Origin of the sequence: Pantoea sp. WMus005, from assembly GCF_013415305.1 — a bacterium.
Taxonomy (GTDB): domain Bacteria; phylum Pseudomonadota; class Gammaproteobacteria; order Enterobacterales; family Enterobacteriaceae; genus Pantoea; species Pantoea rara.
This window is the reverse complement of sequence record NZ_JACBXU010000001.1, coordinates 1,488,402-1,507,803: the sequence shown is the minus strand read 5'-3', so window position 1 is coordinate 1,507,803 and position 19,402 is coordinate 1,488,402. Positions and strand designations below refer to the sequence as shown.

The following is a 19,402-nucleotide window of genomic DNA, read 5'->3' as shown; positions in this document are numbered from 1 at the left end:
GATCAGAGATCAAAGCGGTAACCCTGGCCACGCACGGTGGCGATCACATCGGTAGGGTGCAACGCCAGAATCTTTTTGCGCAGACGGCCCATCAGAACGTCGATGGTGTGGCTTTCACGCAGTTCAGCGTCAGGATAGAGCTGCAGCATCAGCGAGTCTTTACTTACTACTTTGCCCGCGTTACGAATCAGCGTCTCGACAATGGTGTACTCAAAGGCGGTCAGCTTCACTGGCTCTTCATTGACCGTCAGTTCACGGCGGGAGAGATCCACCTGAAACGGTGCCATGTCGATGATTTGCGACGCATGACCACTGTTACGGCGCATCAGCGCCTGCAGGCGTGCCGCGACCTCTTCAATGTGAAACGGCTTGGTGACATAGTCATCTGCCCCGGCTTCCAGTGCTTCCACTTTCGCCTGCCAGCCTTCACGGGCGGTCAGTACCAGAATCGGCTGACGCACGGCATCACTGCGCCAGCGGCGAATCAGCGACATGCCATCTTCATCCGGCAGACCGAGATCCACCAGCGCGATATCGGGCAGATGTTCGCGAAGAAAATAGTCGGCTTCTTTGGCGTCTTCGGCGGCATCGACCTGATGGCCCATGTCACGTAACTGGACGGCGAGATGATGGCGCAGCAGGGCATTGTCTTCAACAACCAGAACACGCATAGAAATTCCTTACACTCTGTTTGAGTCAACCTGCAGAAAGTATACGCGAAATGAATTAAACAAGATGTTAACGCAGACCGGACGGGACCGGTCTGCGGCGGGCATTATTTCAGATCGTCAACCATCTGGATAGCGCGACCAATATAGTTTGCAGGCGTCATCTGTTTCAGACGCACTTTTTCCTCTTCCGGCAGCGCCAGGCTGTCGATAAAGGCCTGCATACCGGCAGCGTCCACGCGTTTGCCGCGCGTCAGCTCTTTCAGCTTCTCATATGGCTTCTCAATGCCATAACGGCGCATTACCGTCTGGATCGGTTCCGCCAGCACTTCCCAGTTGTGATCCAGCTCATCCAGCAGACGATCGCGGTTCACTTCCAGCTTGGAGATGCCTTTCAGCGTCGCCTGATAGGCGATCAGCGCATAACCGACGCCGACGCCGAGGTTACGCAGCACGGTTGAGTCGGTCAGGTCACGCTGCCAGCGTGAAACCGGCAGCTTGCTGGCCAGATGCTGCATCACCGCATTCGCCAGACCCAGATTACCTTCCGAGTTTTCGAAGTCGATCGGGTTCACCTTGTGCGGCATGGTGGATGAGCCGATTTCGCCCGCAATGGTTTTCTGTTTGAAATGGTTCAGCGCCACATAGCCCCAGATATCACGATCGAAATCGATCAGGATGGTGTTAAAGCGGGCGATACAGTCGAACATTTCAGCGATGTAGTCGTGCGGCTCAATCTGCGTGGTGTACGGGTTCCAGGTGATCCCCAGCGAAGTAACAAAGTTCTCGCTCAGCGCGTGCCAGTCCACTTCGGGATAGGCGGCAATGTGGGCATTGTAGTTACCGACCGCGCCATTGATTTTACCCAGCACCTCAATTTGTTTCAGCTGACGTAACTGACGCTCCAGACGATAAGCCACGTTCGCCATCTCTTTACCCATCGTCGATGGCGTTGCCGGCTGGCCATGGGTGCGGGAGAGCAGCGGAATATCACGGTATTCGCTGGCAAGACCTTTAACAGCGCTGATCAGTTGCGCCCAGTAAGGCAGGATCACGTCACGGCGGGCCGTTTCCAGCATCAGGGCGTGCGAAAGGTTGTTAATATCTTCAGAGGTACAGGCGAAGTGGATAAATTCAGAAACAGCATGCAGGGCATTAAGATCGGCGACTTTCTCTTTCAGGAAATACTCAACCGCTTTGACATCATGGTTGGTGGTGCGCTCAATGGTTTTGATGCGTGCTGCATCTTCTTCTGAAAAACCGGCGACGATTGCATCAAGGAAAGCGTTTGCGTCGGCATCAAATGCAGGAACTTCCTTGATCTCTGCGGTCGCGGCCAGTTTTTGTAACCAGCGAACTTCAACCTCAACACGGAATTTCAGCAAACCGAATTCGCTGAAAATCGCACGCAGCGGGCTGACTTTATCGCCGTAACGACCATCGACAGGTGAGACGGCGGTCAGAGAGGATAATTCCATCAGTGCAACTCCTGATTCATGTAGCAGTGTTTTGCCGCACCGACTTAGTAAGTCAGTGGCAGCCGGGATAAGAGGGTTTTCGCTTCACGCAGCAAACGCTGACGCGAGAACATCAGTTGCAATCGGCCACCGCCGACCTGCTGCCACAATACGGCAGCACGGATACCGGCTAACAGGGTGGCGCGCACTTTACTCTGAACCTGCGTATTCTGCAGCACCGCAGGTGAACCGGTAACCTGAATACGCGGGCCAAGCGGGCTGATCACATCCACATAGATGGCGGCCATCGCACTGAGAATAGTGTCGGACTCCAGCTCATAATGCGCCAGCTGGCGATCCAGCTGAGAGATGCGCTGTGCCAGTTTCGCCATAGCGGATTTACTGGCGCTGAGCTTGCGCTCCAGCACCATCATGCTCAGGGTATAACGCGTCAGTTCAGCGCCTGCGCCCTGGCGACTGCTGCTGTTCAGCACTGCCATCAGGGTTTCAAGTCCGAGGCGCAGGTTGGCTTCATTGTTGCCAAATACCGCCAGCGTGGAACCAGGATTGAGGTCCAGTACGCTGCGCAGCGACACGGTCAGCGCTTCTGGCTGGCAGTGGCCCTGCTGAGCCAGCTGCTGCACCAGATGGGCGGACTGACAAATGCCCGCCAGCGCCAGCGTGATTTCCTGATAATTTTTCGCCACGGTTACTCCTGTTTACGCGTCATCAACGCGGGCTAAGCCCGCTTACTCTGCCACTAACGGCAGGCGCTGTTCGATAATACCGCCACCCAGGCAGACGTCGCCAAGGTAAAATACCGCAGACTGACCCGGCGTAACCGCAGCAACGGGTTCGTCGAAGCGCACTTCAATCCGATCGTCGCCGTGTGGAATAATCTCACAGGGAATATCGGTCTGACGATAGCGGGTTTTCACGGTGCAGCGAAGCGGCCCGGCAACAGGCGTGCGATCAACCCAGTGCAGCTGCTGCGCAATCAGGCCAACAGACATCAGACGCGGATGATCGCCGCCCTGGGCGACAATCAGGCGGTTCCGAGCCACATCTTTATCAACCACATACCAGGGATCATCTTTGCTCTCTTTCAGGCCGCCAATACCCAGGCCTTTACGCTGTCCCAGAGTATGGTACATCAGCCCCTGATGTTCACCGACGATCTGGCCTTCCGTGGTTTCAATCTCGCCCGGCTGGGCCGGAAGATAGCGCGCCAGGAAGTCGCGGAATTTGCGTTCGCCGATAAAGCAGATGCCGGTCGAATCTTTCTTCTTCGCGGTGATCAGGTCCAGCTGTTCGGCAATGCGGCGCACTTCCGGTTTTTCCAGCTCGCCGACCGGAAACAGACTTTGGGCAATCTGCTGGTGGCTGAGGGTATAGAGGAAGTAGCTCTGATCTTTGTTGCCATCCAGACCGCGTAATAGCTGGCTCTGGCCGTCCACGTCATGGCGACGCACGTAGTGGCCTGTGGCGATGAAATCTGCGCCCAGGTCCTCTGCGGCGAACTCCAGGAACGCTTTGAATTTGATCTCTTTGTTGCAGAGGATGTCGGGGTTAGGCGTGCGGCCTGCTTTGTACTCTTCGAGGAAATGCTCAAAGACGTTATCCCAGTATTCAGCTGCAAAGTTAACTTTGTGCAGCTTCATACCCAGCTTGTCGCACACCGCTTGCGCATCCGCCAGATCGTCCGCGGCGGTACAATACTCCTCGCCATCGTCCTCCTCCCAGTTCTTCATGAACAGGCCTTCAACCTGGTAACCCTGCTGCTGCAGTAACCAGGCGGAAACGGAAGAATCGACGCCGCCGGACATACCGACGATCACTTTTTTCTGGCTGTTGTCAGACATGACACGCTCGCATTACGATAAAAAAACAGGCGGCGCATTCTATCATGCAGAAGGCAGGCGCGCACCCTCGTGAAACGGCCACTGGAACGGGCTGACCAGATGTAAGGGGTAGCGCGTGCCCTGTTGCCACAGCCGTACGCTTTCCGCAACCAGCGGCGAACGCAGGTTAGACGCAGTGAGAATCTGCGCTGGCGGTAGCCACCAGCAACAAGCGATGTCGCTGTCCTGCGGCTGAGTGGGCGCTTTTTCCGCCAGATCAACGCCAAACAGAAAACGCACAAAAGGCGTACTGTCGGGGGCGATCCACTGGTTTATCCCGATGAAATAGTGCATCGAAGCCGCAATACCGGTCTCTTCATAGAGTTCGCGTTCAGCAGCTTCCAGCAGTGTTTCATCCGCTTCGAGATGTCCGGCAGGCTGGTTCCAGGTGGCTCGACCGTTGATCGTCTCTTCCACCACCAGCAATTCACTTTCGGCCTGAACCAGGCAGGCGACAGTAACATGAGGTTTAAACATCTCTTCTCCGCAATTGTTAACCTGAGGTTATAAAAAACACGTTCTCAGGGAATGCTATCACTGACGTCGCGCCACACACCGGAAGCCAGATCGTCGAGCGTATAGCGTCCCATGGCGTAGCGGATTAATCGTAAAGTAGGGAAGCCGATATGAGCGGTCATCCGGCGCACCTGACGATTACGTCCTTCATACAGCGTCACTTTCAGCCACTGCGTCGGGATATTTTTACGCTCGCGGATCGGCGGCTGACGTGGCCAAAGCCACTGAGGCTCAGCCACTTTCTCTATGCCCGCGGGCAGGGTCAACCCATCTTTCAGATTAACCCCATCCCGCAGAGGCTGCAGATCCGCCTCCTGTGGTTCGCCTTCCACCTGCACATAATAGATCTTGCCGGTCCGTTTGCCGGGCTGAGTCAGCGCGGCCTGCAGGGCGCCGTCGTTGGTCAGCACCATCAAACCTTCGCTGTCGCGATCAAGTCGGCCTGCGGCATAGACCTCTGCGACGCTGACAAAATCCTTCAGTGTGCGGCGGCCCGCTTCATCGGTGAACTGTGGCAGGACGTCGAACGGTTTGTTAAACAAAATCACACGGCGCGGAGTCACAGGGCGGGCAGGGCCACGCCGTGCATCACGCGTCGGGCGGCTGAATCGTTTATCCTGGTGAATTCGTTGAGTTGTTTTTCGCATGGGCTTTGCAGTAAGAGACATTCGGCGCATTATAACGTGAAATTGCAGTGATTGGCGTGGCGGAAATATTCAAGTAGTATTGACGCGCATCTTACAAATCATTAACAAACGCCCAGGAGAGGTTAATGGAAAGCAAAGTAGTTGTTCCGGCGGAAGGTCAGAAAATCACCCTGAATCAGGGCAAGCTTACAGTGCCAAATAACCCAGTCATTCCTTACATTGAGGGTGATGGTATCGGTGTTGATGTTTCCCCGGTCATGCTGAAAGTCGTCGACGCGGCGGTGAAGAAAGCCTACAACGGCGAGCGTAAGATCTCCTGGATGGAGATTTACACCGGTGAGAAGTCAGTTGAACTCTACGGCCAGGATGTCTGGCTGCCACAGGAAACGCTCGACTTAATCAAAGAATATCGCGTGGCCATCAAAGGCCCACTGACCACCCCGGTCGGCGGCGGTATTCGTTCCCTGAACGTTGCCCTGCGTCAGGAGCTTGACCTCTACGTCTGCCTGCGTCCGGTACGTTACTACAAAGGCACGCCAAGCCCGGTTAAACGCCCTGAAGAGACCGACATGGTGATCTTCCGTGAAAACTCCGAAGATATCTATGCGGGTATCGAGTGGAAAGCGGGTTCTGCTGAAGCGGACAAAGTGATCAAGTTCTTGCGCGAAGAAATGGGCGTGAAGAAAATTCGCTTCCCTGAGCAGTGCGGTATCGGCGTTAAGCCGTGTTCAGAAGCGGGTACCAAACGTCTGGTGCGCGCGGCAGTGGAATACACCATCACTAACGATCGTGATTCACTGACCCTGGTTCACAAAGGCAACATCATGAAGTTCACCGAAGGCTCTTTCAAAGACTGGGGATACCAGTTAGTGAAAGAAGAGTTCGGCGGCGAACTGATCGACGGCGGCCCGTGGATGAAGTTCAAAAACCCGAACACCGGCAAAGAGATCATTGTTAAAGATGTGATTGCAGATGCATTCCTGCAACAGATCCTGCTGCGTCCGGCCGAATATGACGTTATCGCCTGTATGAACCTGAACGGTGACTACATCTCTGACGCCCTGGCGGCGCAGGTTGGCGGTATCGGTATCGCCCCAGGCGCTAACATCGGTGACGAATGTGCACTGTTCGAAGCGACTCACGGTACAGCACCTAAGTATGCCGGTCAGGATAAAGTGAACCCAGGTTCAGTCATCCTGTCTGCAGAAATGATGCTGCGTCACATGGAGTGGTTCGAAGCGGCAGACCTGATTGTTAAAGGTGTTGAAGGCGCTATCGCTAACAAGACCGTGACTTACGATTTCGAACGCCTGATGGATGGCGCTAAACTGCTGAAATGTTCAGAGTTTGGTGACGCGATCATCGAAAATATGTAATGTCTGTTTAAGCCCGCATCGCGTTAAACGCGATGCGGGCTTTTTTTATGTCTGCTGTTCACGCGTTTGCGTTCCCTTTGCGCCGACTCCTCACTCACTGCGTATTCAGCAGATGTATTCCCTGTAATTGCAGAAAATAATGCGTACTTAATGTATTCACACCGCATTGCAAAAGTCCTTTCCTGAACAGCATGCTAATAAATTAATTTCCACTGCATCACATTTTAATATTTCTGTAATTTGCATTAGCCGATGCCACTGTATAAAAAGAGAGAGACAGCAGATCTGTCATTCGTTCTTGTCTGAATATCGCTACTGTAATAGCTCACTCATAAGGAGTCGTTATGGACGCTAAATATACGAAAGACGCGATTTATATCTGCCGCCTGATGTTTGGTCAGGCAGCGCTGGAATTATTAGCCGATAATCAACCGGTTACTAACCGCGCACTTGAAGAAAAAATCATGGCAATGTTACCCGATGCCCAGCCTGCGCTGATTTACAACGTTGCACTTGATTTATTAAACGACACACTCTGTTAATAACCTTTGTAACAGGTGAACGCCCGGCATGGAAAGTGTTGGCCGGGCTATCTGCTTTTTACAGCTGATTCATTTTTGTAACCTGTGCCGCAAAAAGAACAGGTGGGCATGATCCTGTTGCCGCAGATGTGTACTCTTCTGCCAATAAACAGGGAGGATATTATGGATGATGACGCGCTAAATGATGCCATTGCAGCATGTCGACTGCTATTTGGGCAGGCTGTGATAGAAATTGTGACTGAAGATAAACCCATAACCCGTGAAGCCATTTCTGAAAAAATTCATCAAATGTTTATCGGCATGAACCCGGAACCGGAATCCGTGATGACCTTAGCTATTTCCCTGCTGACGAAGCGTGCTGGCTGAGAGAGGCCGAAACAGGCGGGGCGGCAGCCTCAGGCCGTCCCCGGTGGCTTTTTCTCCGCCTTTACGCTGACCAGACAGCGCCCCTTTTTTAAATCAATAGACCCGCTAATCATTCAGACAGGTTGCGGGTCATTTGTGCGGGCACCGCATTTTAACATTACCGCTAGCATTGAACCAATCTGACACCAGGCTGACTAATTTGCTGACTATACCGTTACGTTATCGTTTTCAGAACGGTAACCGGGCGAGTCTCACTTTTATTCAGCCAGTACGGCCTAGCCTGTGCGCAGAGGATGTCAGACATGCAGGTTTTAATTATTTGTCGGGATAATATTGGCGATACCTTACTGACCACGCCGCTAATTAGTGCGCTGGCGCAGTCGGGCCAGCACCAGGTCGATGTGCTGACCAACAATTACGCTGCGCCCGTATTGCAGCATAATCCCGATATCCGGCAGCTCTTCTTTTACACCAAGTTGCATCACCGTGAGTCAGGGCAGGGCCGCCTGGCGTGTGTACTCCAGCGAGTGAAGCTGATGCTGACCCTGAAAAAACAACGTTATGATGCGGTGATTCTGGCAAAAAGCCGCTGGGATCAGCATGGTCTGAAGTGGGTGAAAATTGTGCGCCCCGCCAGAGTCATTGCCCTGGGTGAACAATCGCATCCGCTGATTACCGATCTGTTACCGCCGCCCGGTCAGTCTCCGTGCCATATCAGTGAAACCCTGTTCAGCCTGGGACGGCCTTTCAATCTCAGCGCCGTCGCGCCAGGAAAACTGACGCTGCGGCCGGATACGGCCATTGCGGCCAGCCTGCGTGACACCTACTCAATCGATTCCGCCATGCCAGTCTATGCATTACAAATCAGCGCCCGTAAGCCGAGCCAGCAGTGGGAAACCACCCGATTTGCGGGGCTGATTGAAAAAATCGCGGCCCACCATGCCTGCCAGATTATGCTGCTGTGGTCACCTGGCAGCCGTGATAATCCGCGTCATCCAGGTGATGATGAAAAGGCGCGTGAAATTATGGCGCTCTGCCCGCATCTGCCTGTCAAGGCGGTAGCAACCACCAACCTGCCGCAACTGATTGCGGCCATGTCGTTGTGTCAGGGGCTGGTGAGCAGTGATGGCGGCGCAATGCATATTGGTGCCGCGCTGGGATTACCGGTGGTGGCACTGTTTGGCGACAGCGATCCGGCGTGCTGGCATCCCTGGCAGGTTAACTATCAGGTACTGCAACCAGCGTCACGTGAGGTCAACGCGCTGAGTAGTCGCGAGGTTTATGACGCCTTCGTCCACACCTTTATTCAGTGATCCTCTTCAGGCCAGCGTCCAAGGCTGGCCGCTTCACACAGCATCGCTACTGTTAGTGGACAATATGCGCCTGCGTTAAACCATCCGGCGGGTATGAAACGCCGCGTGTGCGACGCCGGGAAATAGCGATTTTCATCATAATGCTCAGAGCAGACACCGAAGCTGCTAAAAAAATCGCTCATCAGAATGGCAAATTCCACCTCACTCAATGGCAACTGCTGCAGATGAAAGCCTGCCCGATCCACTTTGCGGAACCAGCCCGGTAAGGTTGGCTGATTGTGGTATTCAATCAGCGCAATAATGGCCTGAGAAAGATCGTTCATTACCCCACCAGCTTAACCACAGCCTGCTCAACCTCATCGGCTTTGATAGTTGACATTGGATGCTGTGACGAGGTTTTATCCGGACGGTGAATAATGATGTGGCGATCGCTGTCCTGGCAGGGGCCGGTATAGCGCGGATTGGCGGTGGAGAACAGGCTGACCGTCGGCGTCTGCGCGGCCACGGCGATGTGCAGCGGACCGGTATCACCGGTGACCAGCACATCCAGCGTCTGGATCAGACTAATCAGGCCGCTGAGGTTCGTTTTTCCTGCCATCGGCGTCACGCGCGCACGGCAGTGCAGTGGCAGGCTTTCGATAAATTGTTTCTCAAGAGGCTGCTCAGCGGCTGTGCCGGTAACGATAATCTCAGTATCAGGCCAGCGCTCAAGCAACGCTGTCGCCAGCTGGCTGAACGAGGCCAGCGGCCAGCGGCGAATATCTTTTGATGCCCCTAACTGAAAACCGATACGGCGATGGTCAGCCTTTTCAGTCGGTGCGTTTTTCAGCTCTGGCAGGTGCATCCGGGTCTGCTCATTTTCTGCGCCCAGGGCTTCAATCAGTTTCAGCTTACGCTTGATGGTATGGTCGTCGAAATAGCCTGAGTAGTGATCGAGATATTTATTTAACAGAGGTGATTCGCTGCCGTAATGGTCGCGTACAATCGTCTTACTGCCGGTCAGTACTGAGCTCATAATATCGTACGGGAAATGGGCGTGTAATATCACTGACAAGTCAGGCTTATGGCGGCGCAGTTTGAAAAACAATGGCAGAAAATTCGCAATTTTGTTATCCCAGATATAAATCTTATCGAACCAGTTATAACGGCTGACCAGGTCTTTATTTTTCTTGCTGGAGACCAGAACGAATTTACTGGTGGGAAAGCGGTTTTTCAGGCTCCAGATAGCTGGCGTATTCATCAGAAAGTCGCCCAGTGCCGTGGTGGAGTAAATCACCACCGTCGCGGGTGCCAGTGTCTGCAAGGCCTGCGGTGTTGTTCTGCTGGAAAATCGAGAATAAAGCGTTAAAAGTCGGTCTATCAGATAAATCTTTTTTTTCTTCACGTCTGAATTCTCTTGAACGTATTAATAATATTTAACAAAGGGTGTTGTGAGTTATTAGAGAATATTATTACGGCTAAAGTTCATTATGGAGAATTGTTTTTTTATATCCGTAGAATATTTGTTTAAATTGTTTCCACAATTTTAATGTTGTTTATTCGGCGTATATATACAGAATTTTGTAAAGGGAGTAGGGACTTATTGAAAAGAGATGGGATGATTCTTATAAGAATAAAAAAGGGTAATTTATTTAATTGCTGAGAATATTAATAGGGTGGTAATTATTAGCGGTTTTATTTTATGTGTTCTATGTAGTAAGAAAAGAGGGTTATAAACACACCCCGGCACGCATGCCGGGGCAGGGGATTACGACTGAGGCTGACCCACCGGGCCGGAACCCAGCGTACCGCCTGGTGAAGACTGACCGCTTGGCGCATGCGGGCGGCCATCCTCTTTAATCGCGTCGCTCTTCTGCGAGCAGCCCGCCAGGGTAGTGAAAGTTGCTGCAACCAGCAGCAGAGCAGAAATCGTTTTCATAAGGTCACCTTGATGTTGTCAGAAAGAGAACGTAACTAAGCATAGAATCTCACCGCGAGCTGACCTGATAAGGCTTATCTTTCAGATGTTTCTCAGCGGACGAGGCGCATCGGGCGAAAAAAAAACGGAAGCCATTGGCTCCCGTTCTGTTGACGTTCAGCGCTATTACTTGCGGCCCAGCAGGAAGCCGATAAATACGCCAACGCCTGCAGCAACGGCCAGACCTGCAACAGGATTGGATTGAACCTGATCCTTGATACAGTCAGCAGCATCGCGGGCAGCATAGCTTGCCTGGTTGGTGTAACGGCGTGCTGCGCCTTTAGCCTGATGCTCAGATGAACCGGTTGCTGCACCCCATTGTTCCTGAACTGCGCCAGCGGCTTCTTTTACTTTATCTTCGATTTTTCCTGACATTTATTGCTCCTTGGTTTTGAGTGAGACCCTCAAAGCGTAGCAAAGATAGTGAATTCTGCTCTTCCAGAGAGGAATATCGGGCTAAAAAATCATTTCTGGCTGTTAATGGCGCGATGATTGCGGCCCCGCCATTTCCTGTCTAGCCTTTGAAATGGCGGCACAGGCAACCAAAGCCGGAGGAGAAGCGATGAAACGTGATGCACTGAGTGATGACGACTATGACGAAGTCTGTCGGGTGATTGGCGATGCAGTGATTGTGCTAATGGAACGCGGCCATGACACCCGACGTGGCGAAATCTACGACCTGCTCAAACGTACCCGACAGCAGCGTGCCCACAGTGAGCGGGATGAGCAGCGGATGCTGGATCATGCCATCCGGCTGGTCAAACACGAGGTATAGAGGAAAGAGGGCCGCGCTACTGCAGCAGCACGCCCTGAATCAGGCTGGCCTCAACAATCGTGACCTCATTGATTTTCAGCGCCTGCATATAGCCTTCCACCAGCAACAGGTTGCTGACGTCGGTGGTACGGTAGTCGCCAGACAGCTCGCTGTCGCCTTTCCAGACCTGCTGCTGCGACAGCTTGCTTAATGCCGCCAGCGTATAGCGGCTGGGTTTGCCCGGTAGCTGATTGCGAATAGAAAAACCGTGCACGCCCCCGATGCCAATCACCCGTCTGCTCGCCACATCCTGTTTAATCTGCGGGCTGACCTCATTAGCCGCGTAAAACTGCACAAAGCGCAGCACCGACTGTCGCCACGAGCCAATCGGATTGGGAGAACTGGCCTCCGGGGTGTTCTTCAGCACCGTCAGAATAAAATTTTTCAGTGTCACCGAGGCCAGTTTGCCCTGATAGATATCGGCCACCGGCTTGCCCGCCTGCTGTCGCCAGGTGGTCATCTGCATTGACCCGCCGCCAATATCCCAGACCAGCAACTGCTCATCACGAATCGACGGATCGTTCAGCGCAGCTTTAGCAGAAAGAAAACCGAGTTTCGCCTCCTGCTGCTGCGAAATAATGCTGATGTGCGCATCGCTCTGGCGCTGCAACGCGTCAATGACGGCCTGACCGTTGCTGGCGTTGCGGAACACCGCCGTGGCTACGCCGCTGATTCGCTGGGGATGAAAGCGCTGTGCGTGCTCAACTAACTGCTGGAGAGCGGCAGCGCCTTCCTGAGTGATCGCCGGATTGAGCTGGTTATCCGCAGAATGAGCCAAAGCGTCATTCCAGGCTATGGCGCGCTGATCCTGATACAGCACTTTTTCGATGCGTAGCTGACAGACGTTGACGCGGGCCACCGCTATTTTGGTCGTGCCGGAACCGATGTCCAGACCGGCGCGAATTTGCTGGCAGTGATCGGCCTGGGCCGCAGTAGTAAAAAGCAGGGAGCAGAACAGCGTGAAAACAGACAGCGCAGCAGAACGCATAGCGACTCCGGGAGCAGAGGGAATTCAGAGTGAACGGGCAGCGACGCAGGCCGGATAAACGCTCACCAGGAAATGACGCAGATGATCAAAACACCATTCGGCGTCATCCGCCTGCGGACAATAGAACTGTATGGTGATCTTTTCATAATTGCGCTGACGCTGACGCAGCGGCGACCAGCTCCAGTCCAGAACCGAACGGGCATAATTGACCAGCGTCTCCGCAGGCATCTGATGTTGCTTCTCCTGCCCGCTAAGGTAGCGGTAAAAACTCGCTTCCAGCTGCAGTGCCTCCTCGTGCCCGTGTTGCGGCAGATCGGGACGAAAAGCCACATCAACAAAGCCACAGACCGCATCGGTCTGCTGCCGCCAGTCGCAGGCCAGCGTCATAAATAGCCCCTCCTGCAAATTGATCTCCTCAACCAGCCGCCGCAGATTCGCTGAGCGGTTCAGCACCGCGATCTCTTCAAGGCGACCGGTTTCCAGCGTCAGATCAAAGCCACATGGATTTACAGAGCCGTCCGCATTGCGGGTGGCAGGGAAGGGGAAGTCGATATAACCGTTGTTATCCAGACGCTTTTCCATCGGGGAGACCTGCTGCTTGACGTTTCCTGACAATAAACCATCTGGCAGCAGGATTCATCCCTTATGGACAGGTCCAGGTGATTTGGGTGTTCTGGTAAGGATTAATCAGGCGGAACTGCTTATCTGACAAGCGCTGTGCATAGAAGCCTTCAGGTGTCACCGCAGACGGGACATATTTAAACCGATCCAGCGACTGCAGCGGACCACTCTTCACGCTGACATTATCCCGGGTGACGGTGAAGCTGTTAACCAGATCAAAAATCACGCCCTGGGTTTGCCCCATCGACTGGCCATAAATTGTCGAGACCTCACCTGGACATTCCACCCCTTTCGGGCCAGATGAACATCCAGTCAGCATCGCGATAAGGATAAAAATGCTGAATCGCATCATGATTTTTTACCTGCTTCAATCCCTGGGAGTTTTCTGGCGCAGAGTCTATCCTTCCACGCCCTCAATCCCCTAATCATAGCAGTTTCGGCTACGCTTCCGGTTTGTGATTTGTTTAAAGGTTAAGCAACAGGAATGTAAAGGGGTGACTTTGCTTATCATTAAACGTTATTCTTTGCTCCTTTGCGCACCACTTAGGCAAATTCAGGGATAAATGATGAAAGAAGAAGAAGCAAGTCTAATGATTATTCGGCATGCGATTGACCAGTTAGAAGCCGAAAAGAAGCAACAGGTGATCGCGTGTTCCGCGGATATTCGTGCAGCGATGCAGGCTTATGATACCGAGAATGCCGGGCTGGCGCTGATGTTAGTGGCCGCTGAGGTGGCCGCTGAATAATCACTATCCGGCCAGCAGGGCAGTCTGTCAGGCTGGCCGGATTACTTTATATTTTCTCAACTTTCAGCTTTTTTCGCACGGCAATTCCATCTTTTAATGGTCTTAGTTTCATTTCCCTGACGCCACGCATCTGCATTTCATGTGTTAAGCTCAAAATCCCTAATAAAATCAGCGGAGACACAGCATGAAGGCAGCGTTAATTGCCCTGGGCCTGCTGGCCTGTCACATCGCACCCGCCTGGAGCGAAACCGAATTTCAGCTTAACTGTCCAGGCCGGGCGACCATGACCGTATCACGTGCCGAATATGGTTTAACGACGCTGATGTGGCCTGACAACCACTTCCAGATTGCCGCAGGTCAGCAGCGTACCCGCCTGGAGGCGGGCGATCAGGTCGCGATTACCCGCTTTCGCAATGGCGATCAGCTGATTGTGAACCAGCGCACCCAGGCGACCTTCTTTGTCTACCGTGATAGCGATAAACTGCTGCCCTGCAGCCGCACCGAAAAACGCGATGTGGATGCATTGAGCCTGGAGCACTACGACGATCGTCAGCGTTCCGACAGTTAACCCCGGGAGCCACTATGCAACCTGAGATTACCGACAATGTTACCGCGCAGGATCTGGATGAGGTCCGTCTTGGCCTGAATGCGTATAACAGCAAATTTTTTGATGTGGATGTGATCAGGTCGATTGGGGTGTTTATTCGTGATGAGCAGGGCAGAAAGCTGGCCGGACTGACCGGCTCAACCACCGGCAGCTGGCTGCGCATTGATATGCTGTGGGTGAGTGAGGCGCTACGCGGGCAGGGTGCAGGCAGCAAACTGATGCAGGCCGCCGAGCAGGAGGCGCGGGATCGCGGCTGCCGCTATGCACAGGTCGATACCACCAGTTTTCAGGCGCGGCCGTTTTATGAAAAACGCGGCTACACCCTGCGGCTCACGCTGGCGGACTACGTGGATCATCATCAGCGGCACTATCTGACTAAACATTTGTAATCAGAATATCGGCTTCTCACGCAAATCCAGCGGATGCTGTTCTGCTTCATCAATCGCCGCCAGCCAGCTTTGCAGCGTGACTTTTTTCCAGGAGAGATGCCCGCGCGTGGTACTCATCAGCACCACGTCGGGACGCAGCGATCGATAAAACTCCAGCGTCTGGCTTAGCTCAGCCGGATTACTGTCCGGCACCAGCACCGAGATCCAGTTGTCATGAGAACGCGTCACGGCATCGCCAACAAACAGATAGGTCAGCCCCAGCGGCGAGCTATAGAGATAGCTGCAGCTGCCAGGCGTATGTCCAGGTGTTGGCAGCAGATGGAAATCTCCGAAGTGCGTTTCCTGGTGCGTAAAGGTGTCATCTGGCTCAGCAAAACGGCTGATAGGGCCCAGCGATCGGCTATGGCAATACAGCGCGCTGCTAAAGCGCTGCTGGATCACTGCCGCACCGGGTGCGGATTCGTGCCAGTGAGTCAGATAGTGGCGAATGGCACCACCGGACTCGGCAATCACTTCATGATCAAGTGGGTTTTCTATGCGGCCAATCAGCAGATTGCCGCGAGGATGACGCAGCATAAAGCCATGCATCATCAGGTCATTAACGGCATCTTCCACCGGAAATTCCGGGGTTGAGATCCACAAATCGTCATACAACGGCTTCAATGTCGATCTCCTGAAACGCTCTCTATTCCCGCAGGGCGGGATGCCCGGTCGCCTGCAAATGGGCGTTGCCCTGGTTGACCGCTAATCGTGCGCTGGCGCCCAGCGGCAGTGTGACGGTGTCCGCGGCATGACCAAAATCTAATCCACTGATCACCGGCAGACCGGTGATATCACGCACGTGCTGCCAGACGGTATTGAAGTCAAATCCATTGTCATACTCAGTCAGGGCCGTGCTGGTGAAGCTGCCGGTAACGATCGCCCGCTGGCGCGCCAGAATGCCGCTCTGCTGCAGTTGTATCAGCATGCGTTCAATGCGGAACGGATGCTCATTCACATCCTCGATTACCAGAATGCCGTTGTCGATCTGCGGCATCCACGGCGTGCCAATCAGAGAGCAGATCATCGCCAGATTTCCGCCCCACAGCGTGCCCCGCCATTCGCCCTGATCTGGCGTTTCGCTCTGCCATTTCACCTCTACTGTAGGTGATGTCAGTGCCTGCCAGAAGTGGTGAAGGGTAAATTCAGATAAGGTCGCGGCACCGAAGTTACCTGCCAGCATCGGCGCGCTAAAAGTAATCAGGCCGACCTGCGCCAGTAACGCCAGCTGAATCACGGTGAAATCGCTGTGGCCGCACAGCGCTACCGGCTGATTCAGCAGACGGCGCTGCAGGCCGATGTAGTCGATGGATTCCAGTAACCGGCTGGCTCCGTAGCCGCCACGTACCGCCAGCACCACGTCGGGCAGGGTGCTGAGGCTGGCAAGCTGGTTGATATCTGCGAGGCGCTCTGCGTCTGTGCCTGCGAAACGCTGAAAACGGCGGGTGATCACCTGCGCGTTCTCTACCTGATGGCCCGCCGCGCGCAGTCGCGCAATACCCTGCAGTGCCGCAGGCTGGTTGTGACAGTAACCGGAGGGGGAGATAAGACGAATTGAACGTGAAATCATCATACTTTCCTGCTGTGAGCGTCTGACTTACGGCGATGATGGCGAAAAGCCCCGCTGAAGTCACGGTACGCGCCGCATTTTCGTGCATTTAGGATAAACGGTAATTTTGCTCTCAGGCTGCATGGGTATGATAGCATTCGCTACCACAGCCACGAGATGAAAAATTGCTGAAAATCCGACACCTTATACTCACGGCGTTACTCCTGACCGGCTGTGCCAGCGAGCCACCGCACCAGGCCGTTAAGCAACGCAACACGCCGCTAACGCAGGCACCGCCGTCCAGCGTGAATGGTACCTGGGCAATGTTTACCGAAGATGCCGCCAGTCATTATGGCGTTGATGAGAAGTTAATCAGCGCCATTATCAGTGTCGAGTCGGGTGGAAATCCGGGCGTAGTGAGCCGTTCCAATGCGGTGGGACTGATGCAGATTAAAGCGTCGACTGCCGGACGCGAAGTCTATCGCACGCTGGGACGTCGTGGCCAGCCGTCGAATTCGGAGTTGCGCGATCCGGCCAAAAACATCGATATCGGCACCGCCTATATTCGTATTCTGCAGAATTCCGCGTTGTCGGGCATTCGTGATCCGCTGACGCTGCGCTACGCCACTATCGTCTCTTACGCCAACGGCGCAGGCGCGTTGCTGCGTACCTTCTCTGGCGATCGCGATCGGGCCATTGCGATGATCAACGCCATGTCACCGGATGAGTTCTATCAGCATGTTCAGAACAAGCATCCGGCGGCGCAGGCACCACGCTATCTGTGGAAAGTCACCACGGCTTACCGCAACATCTGATCGATGATTAATCCTGCGGCGTGAGCAGCAGCCGCGCCGTGGGATAGTCGATGATTAACACCTTGATGTAGCCACCCAGCAGCGCACCGCGAATCGCCTGCGCTTTCTCCCGTCCACCTGCCAGACCCACAACCTGCGGACACTGTTTCACCTGCGCCAGCTCCATTCCAATGACCGGATCTTCTTCGGCTTTCAGCACCGGCTGCCCGCAGGCGTCAAAATAGTGCAGGCAGATATCGCCAACCGCGCCGCGCGCCGCCAGCGTCTGCAGCATTTTGCCATCGTAGTAGTTGCCTGAATTGCGCAGCAGTGCCGACGGCTCCAGATCGCCGATGCCGACAATCGCCAGATCGACCTGTTCAAATTTACTCAGCACCTCGGCCACCTCTGCGTTGGCCGACAGGCGCTGGCGGTCGCTGACCGAATGCTCAATCGACTGCGACGGCAGAAGCCAGGCGGGGCAGTTCAGGAGCGCCGCCAGGTTCTGCGTCAGAATTGTCGCCTGCACGTTGCCGTTGGCCCCGACGCCGCCCAGCAGCTGAATCACCCCTTTGCACGCGCTGTTAAGCGGATGCAGTGCATCCACCATCGCCCGGATAGTCCCGCTCCACGACGAAATGCCAATCAGCTCATCATTACGCAGCCGGGTTTCCAGATAGTGAGCGGCCGCCGATCCAATCGCCTGCTTAATCTGCAGCGATGACGCCTGATCCGGCACATCCACCACAATCGCCTGCGGCAGGTTATAAGTCTGCTCAATCGCCTTTTCCAGCTCCGGATAGACGTTAGCCGGTGGCACCACACTGATCTTGACCACACCCTCTTTCACGCTGCGATTAAGAATGCGTGAGACAAACGACTGCGATAGGGTCAGCGACTGCGCAATCTCTGACTGCTTCAACCCTTCGACATAGTAAAGGGTGGCAATCTTCACCATCAGTCGCTGTTCATCCTGTTTTGCCATCGGTTTTTCCTTCTCTGAATCTGCCCGGTATTGTTAACCAGGAAGATCAAAATCACAACGCGGGCGAATTTGTGATCGTTTTCGCTTTTTGACGATCGCGCATTGGACGGCGCGTCAGCGCAGGCGCATAGTCATTATGCATATAAAATCGCATGTGAATATATATTCAAGCGGAGAATAATAATGACTCGTCCTCTGATTAAACTGACCCTGCTGGCTTCAATGATCGCTTTTTCTGCAACGGCGCTGGCGGCGGAGCAAGGCCTGCTGGCGATTATCACCCCATCCCATGACAACCCTTTCTTTAAAGCCGAGGCAGAAGGCGCCCTGGCCAAAGCCAAAGAGCTGGGTTACGCCACGCTGGTGGCGTCGCACGACGATGATGTTAACAAACAAAATCAGCTGATTGAGACCGCAATTGGTCGCAAAGCTAAAGCCATCATTCTGGATAACGCCGGTGCGGACGCCACCGTCGGACCGGTGCAGAAAGCCAAAGATGCCGGTATTCCTGTTTTCCTGATTGACCGGGAGATCAACAAAACCGGCATCGCCGTGGCACAGATCGTCTCCAATAATTACCAGGGCGCGCAGCTGGGCGCAGAGAAATTTGCCAAATTGCTGGGCGGCAAAGGGGACTACGTTGAACTGCTGGGCAAGGAGTCTGACACCAACGCGGGCGTGCGTTCGCAGGGCTATCACGATGTGCTGGATGACTACACCGACATGAAGATGGTGGCGCAGCAGAGCGCCAACTGGAGCCAGACTGAAGCCTTCAGCCGCATGGAAACCCTGCTGCAGAAACACCCCAACATCGTGGGTGTGATCTCCGGCAACGACACCATGGCGTTGGGCGCGGAGGCCGCGCTGAAAGCCGCCGGAAAAACATCGGTGATCGTGGTGGGCTTTGACGGCAGCGACTACACCCGCGATTCCATCCTCAACAAAGGCAACATCAAAGCGACGGTACTGCAGCCGGGCTGGGATCAGGCGCAGATGGCGGTCACGCAGGCGGATTACTACCTGAAGAACGGCAAAGCGCAGAAGCAGGAGAAGCAACTGATGGACTGCGTGCTGATTGATGAAAGCAACGCCGCGAAGCTGAAAAACTTCAATCTGGCGAAATAACC

General features: G+C 54.1%; 26 protein-coding genes. 10 read left to right on the top strand and 16 right to left on the bottom strand.

Features of this window, described 5'->3' with window-relative positions:
- Positions 1 to 2: 2 nt before the first annotated feature.
- From phoP to rluE, 6 genes are all read right to left on the bottom strand, one after another.
- Entirely contained in the window at positions 3 to 671 is a 669-nt protein-coding gene (gene phoP, locus HZZ01_RS06825) for a two-component system response regulator PhoP (protein WP_003849836.1), read from the bottom strand.
- A 104-nt stretch (positions 672 to 775) separates the two neighbouring features.
- A complete protein-coding gene (purB, locus tag HZZ01_RS06820; RefSeq protein WP_179896038.1) occupies positions 776 to 2,146 on the bottom strand; it encodes an adenylosuccinate lyase in 1,371 nt (456 codons plus the stop codon).
- A gap of 44 nt (positions 2,147 to 2,190) precedes the next feature.
- Entirely contained in the window at positions 2,191 to 2,832 is a 642-nt protein-coding gene (gene hflD / locus HZZ01_RS06815; RefSeq protein ID WP_179896037.1) for a high frequency lysogenization protein HflD, read from the bottom strand.
- 42 nt (positions 2,833 to 2,874) lie between these two features.
- Positions 2,875 to 3,987: a tRNA 2-thiouridine(34) synthase MnmA gene (gene mnmA, locus HZZ01_RS06810; protein WP_179896036.1), complete on the bottom strand. Its 1,113-nt coding sequence runs from the start codon at positions 3,985 to 3,987 to the stop codon at positions 2,875 to 2,877.
- Positions 3,988 to 4,029: 42 nt separating this feature from the next.
- A complete protein-coding gene (locus tag HZZ01_RS06805) occupies positions 4,030 to 4,503 on the bottom strand; it encodes an NUDIX domain-containing protein (RefSeq protein WP_179896035.1) in 474 nt (157 codons plus the stop codon).
- A 44-nt stretch (positions 4,504 to 4,547) separates the two neighbouring features.
- Positions 4,548 to 5,210 carry a 23S rRNA pseudouridine(2457) synthase RluE gene (rluE, locus tag HZZ01_RS06800; RefSeq protein ID WP_179896034.1) on the bottom strand — a complete coding sequence of 221 codons (663 nt, stop codon included), beginning with the start codon at positions 5,208 to 5,210 and terminating at the stop codon, positions 4,548 to 4,550.
- Between the two features lie 104 nt (positions 5,211 to 5,314).
- Between rluE and icd the strand changes: the two genes are divergently transcribed.
- From icd to HZZ01_RS06780, 4 genes are all read left to right on the top strand, one after another.
- The gene (icd, locus tag HZZ01_RS06795) at positions 5,315 to 6,565 is read left to right on the top strand and encodes an NADP-dependent isocitrate dehydrogenase (protein ID WP_008925947.1); all 1,251 of its coding nucleotides are present in this window, start codon (positions 5,315 to 5,317) and stop codon (positions 6,563 to 6,565) included.
- A 344-nt stretch (positions 6,566 to 6,909) separates the two neighbouring features.
- Complete coding sequence (locus tag HZZ01_RS06790) at positions 6,910 to 7,107, top strand: hypothetical protein (protein WP_179896033.1); 198 nt, start codon at positions 6,910 to 6,912, stop codon at positions 7,105 to 7,107.
- A gap of 162 nt (positions 7,108 to 7,269) precedes the next feature.
- The gene (locus HZZ01_RS06785) at positions 7,270 to 7,473 is read left to right on the top strand and encodes a hypothetical protein (RefSeq protein ID WP_179896032.1); all 204 of its coding nucleotides are present in this window, start codon (positions 7,270 to 7,272) and stop codon (positions 7,471 to 7,473) included.
- A 302-nt stretch (positions 7,474 to 7,775) separates the two neighbouring features.
- A complete protein-coding gene (locus tag HZZ01_RS06780) occupies positions 7,776 to 8,786 on the top strand; it encodes a glycosyltransferase family 9 protein (RefSeq protein WP_179896031.1) in 1,011 nt (336 codons plus the stop codon).
- Here HZZ01_RS06780 and HZZ01_RS06775 read toward each other — a convergent pair.
- From HZZ01_RS06775 to HZZ01_RS06760, 4 genes are all read right to left on the bottom strand, one after another.
- The gene (locus HZZ01_RS06775; protein WP_179896030.1) at positions 8,780 to 9,109 is read right to left on the bottom strand and encodes a DUF1493 family protein; all 330 of its coding nucleotides are present in this window, start codon (positions 9,107 to 9,109) and stop codon (positions 8,780 to 8,782) included. The two genes, HZZ01_RS06780 and HZZ01_RS06775, sit on opposite strands and share 7 nt — an antisense overlap.
- A complete protein-coding gene (locus tag HZZ01_RS06770; protein WP_179896029.1) occupies positions 9,109 to 10,170 on the bottom strand; it encodes a glycosyltransferase family 9 protein in 1,062 nt (353 codons plus the stop codon). Before HZZ01_RS06770 ends, HZZ01_RS06775 begins: the two co-directional genes overlap by 1 nt.
- Positions 10,171 to 10,533: 363 nt before the next feature.
- On the bottom strand, positions 10,534 to 10,704 hold the full coding sequence (locus tag HZZ01_RS06765; RefSeq protein WP_179896028.1) for a hypothetical protein: 171 nt from the start codon (positions 10,702 to 10,704) through the stop codon (positions 10,534 to 10,536).
- Between the two features lie 165 nt (positions 10,705 to 10,869).
- Positions 10,870 to 11,118 (bottom strand): YqjD family protein, encoded by a 249-nt coding sequence (locus HZZ01_RS06760; protein WP_010246235.1) that lies wholly within the window; start codon positions 11,116 to 11,118, stop codon positions 10,870 to 10,872.
- A gap of 187 nt (positions 11,119 to 11,305) precedes the next feature.
- Here HZZ01_RS06760 and HZZ01_RS06755 point away from each other — a divergent pair, with 187 nt between their 5' ends.
- The gene (locus HZZ01_RS06755; protein ID WP_179896027.1) at positions 11,306 to 11,518 is read left to right on the top strand and encodes a DUF2767 family protein; all 213 of its coding nucleotides are present in this window, start codon (positions 11,306 to 11,308) and stop codon (positions 11,516 to 11,518) included.
- Positions 11,519 to 11,534: 16 nt separating this feature from the next.
- On the opposite strand, the gene HZZ01_RS06750 is transcribed toward HZZ01_RS06755, so the two are convergent.
- The 3 genes from HZZ01_RS06750 to HZZ01_RS06740 all read right to left on the bottom strand — a co-directional run bounded on the left by HZZ01_RS06750 (position 11,535) and on the right by HZZ01_RS06740 (position 13,518).
- The gene (locus HZZ01_RS06750; RefSeq protein ID WP_179896026.1) at positions 11,535 to 12,545 is read right to left on the bottom strand and encodes a Ppx/GppA phosphatase family protein; all 1,011 of its coding nucleotides are present in this window, start codon (positions 12,543 to 12,545) and stop codon (positions 11,535 to 11,537) included.
- Between the two features lie 24 nt (positions 12,546 to 12,569).
- Entirely contained in the window at positions 12,570 to 13,127 is a 558-nt protein-coding gene (locus HZZ01_RS06745; protein ID WP_179896025.1) for a hypothetical protein, read from the bottom strand.
- A 61-nt stretch (positions 13,128 to 13,188) separates the two neighbouring features.
- Positions 13,189 to 13,518: a hypothetical protein gene (locus tag HZZ01_RS06740; protein ID WP_179896024.1), complete on the bottom strand. Its 330-nt coding sequence runs from the start codon at positions 13,516 to 13,518 to the stop codon at positions 13,189 to 13,191.
- 214 nt (positions 13,519 to 13,732) lie between these two features.
- On the opposite strand from HZZ01_RS06740, the gene HZZ01_RS06735 reads away from it, so the two are divergent.
- The 3 genes from HZZ01_RS06735 (at position 13,733) to HZZ01_RS06725 (ending at position 14,908) form a co-directional block, all read left to right on the top strand.
- Positions 13,733 to 13,912, top strand: a complete 180-nt coding sequence (locus HZZ01_RS06735) for a hypothetical protein (RefSeq protein ID WP_179897114.1) — start codon at positions 13,733 to 13,735, stop codon at positions 13,910 to 13,912.
- A gap of 184 nt (positions 13,913 to 14,096) precedes the next feature.
- Positions 14,097 to 14,480: a hypothetical protein gene (locus tag HZZ01_RS06730; RefSeq protein ID WP_179896023.1), complete on the top strand. Its 384-nt coding sequence runs from the start codon at positions 14,097 to 14,099 to the stop codon at positions 14,478 to 14,480.
- Between the two features lie 14 nt (positions 14,481 to 14,494).
- Entirely contained in the window at positions 14,495 to 14,908 is a 414-nt protein-coding gene (locus HZZ01_RS06725; RefSeq protein ID WP_179896022.1) for an N-acetyltransferase, read from the top strand.
- Here the strand turns inward: HZZ01_RS06725 and HZZ01_RS06720 are convergent, their stop codons facing one another.
- Together HZZ01_RS06720 and ldcA are read right to left on the bottom strand one after the other, a co-directional pair.
- Complete coding sequence (locus HZZ01_RS06720) at positions 14,909 to 15,571, bottom strand: MBL fold metallo-hydrolase (protein ID WP_179896021.1); 663 nt, start codon at positions 15,569 to 15,571, stop codon at positions 14,909 to 14,911.
- 22 nt (positions 15,572 to 15,593) lie between these two features.
- Positions 15,594 to 16,517, bottom strand: coding sequence for a muramoyltetrapeptide carboxypeptidase (gene ldcA / locus HZZ01_RS06715; protein ID WP_179897112.1), 924 nt, complete (start codon positions 16,515 to 16,517; stop codon positions 15,594 to 15,596).
- 164 nt (positions 16,518 to 16,681) lie between these two features.
- Between ldcA and emtA the strand changes: the two genes are divergently transcribed.
- Positions 16,682 to 17,311, top strand: coding sequence for a membrane-bound lytic murein transglycosylase EmtA (emtA, locus tag HZZ01_RS06710; RefSeq protein WP_179896020.1), 630 nt, complete (start codon positions 16,682 to 16,684; stop codon positions 17,309 to 17,311).
- 7 nt (positions 17,312 to 17,318) lie between these two features.
- Here emtA and HZZ01_RS06705 read toward each other — a convergent pair whose 3' ends face one another.
- Positions 17,319 to 18,275: a sugar-binding transcriptional regulator gene (locus tag HZZ01_RS06705; RefSeq protein ID WP_179896019.1), complete on the bottom strand. Its 957-nt coding sequence runs from the start codon at positions 18,273 to 18,275 to the stop codon at positions 17,319 to 17,321.
- Between the two features lie 183 nt (positions 18,276 to 18,458).
- Between HZZ01_RS06705 and HZZ01_RS06700 the strand changes: the two genes are divergently transcribed.
- Positions 18,459 to 19,400 carry a D-ribose ABC transporter substrate-binding protein gene (locus HZZ01_RS06700; protein ID WP_179896018.1) on the top strand — a complete coding sequence of 314 codons (942 nt, stop codon included), beginning with the start codon at positions 18,459 to 18,461 and terminating at the stop codon, positions 19,398 to 19,400.
- The last annotated feature ends 2 nt before the right edge of the window (positions 19,401 to 19,402 follow it).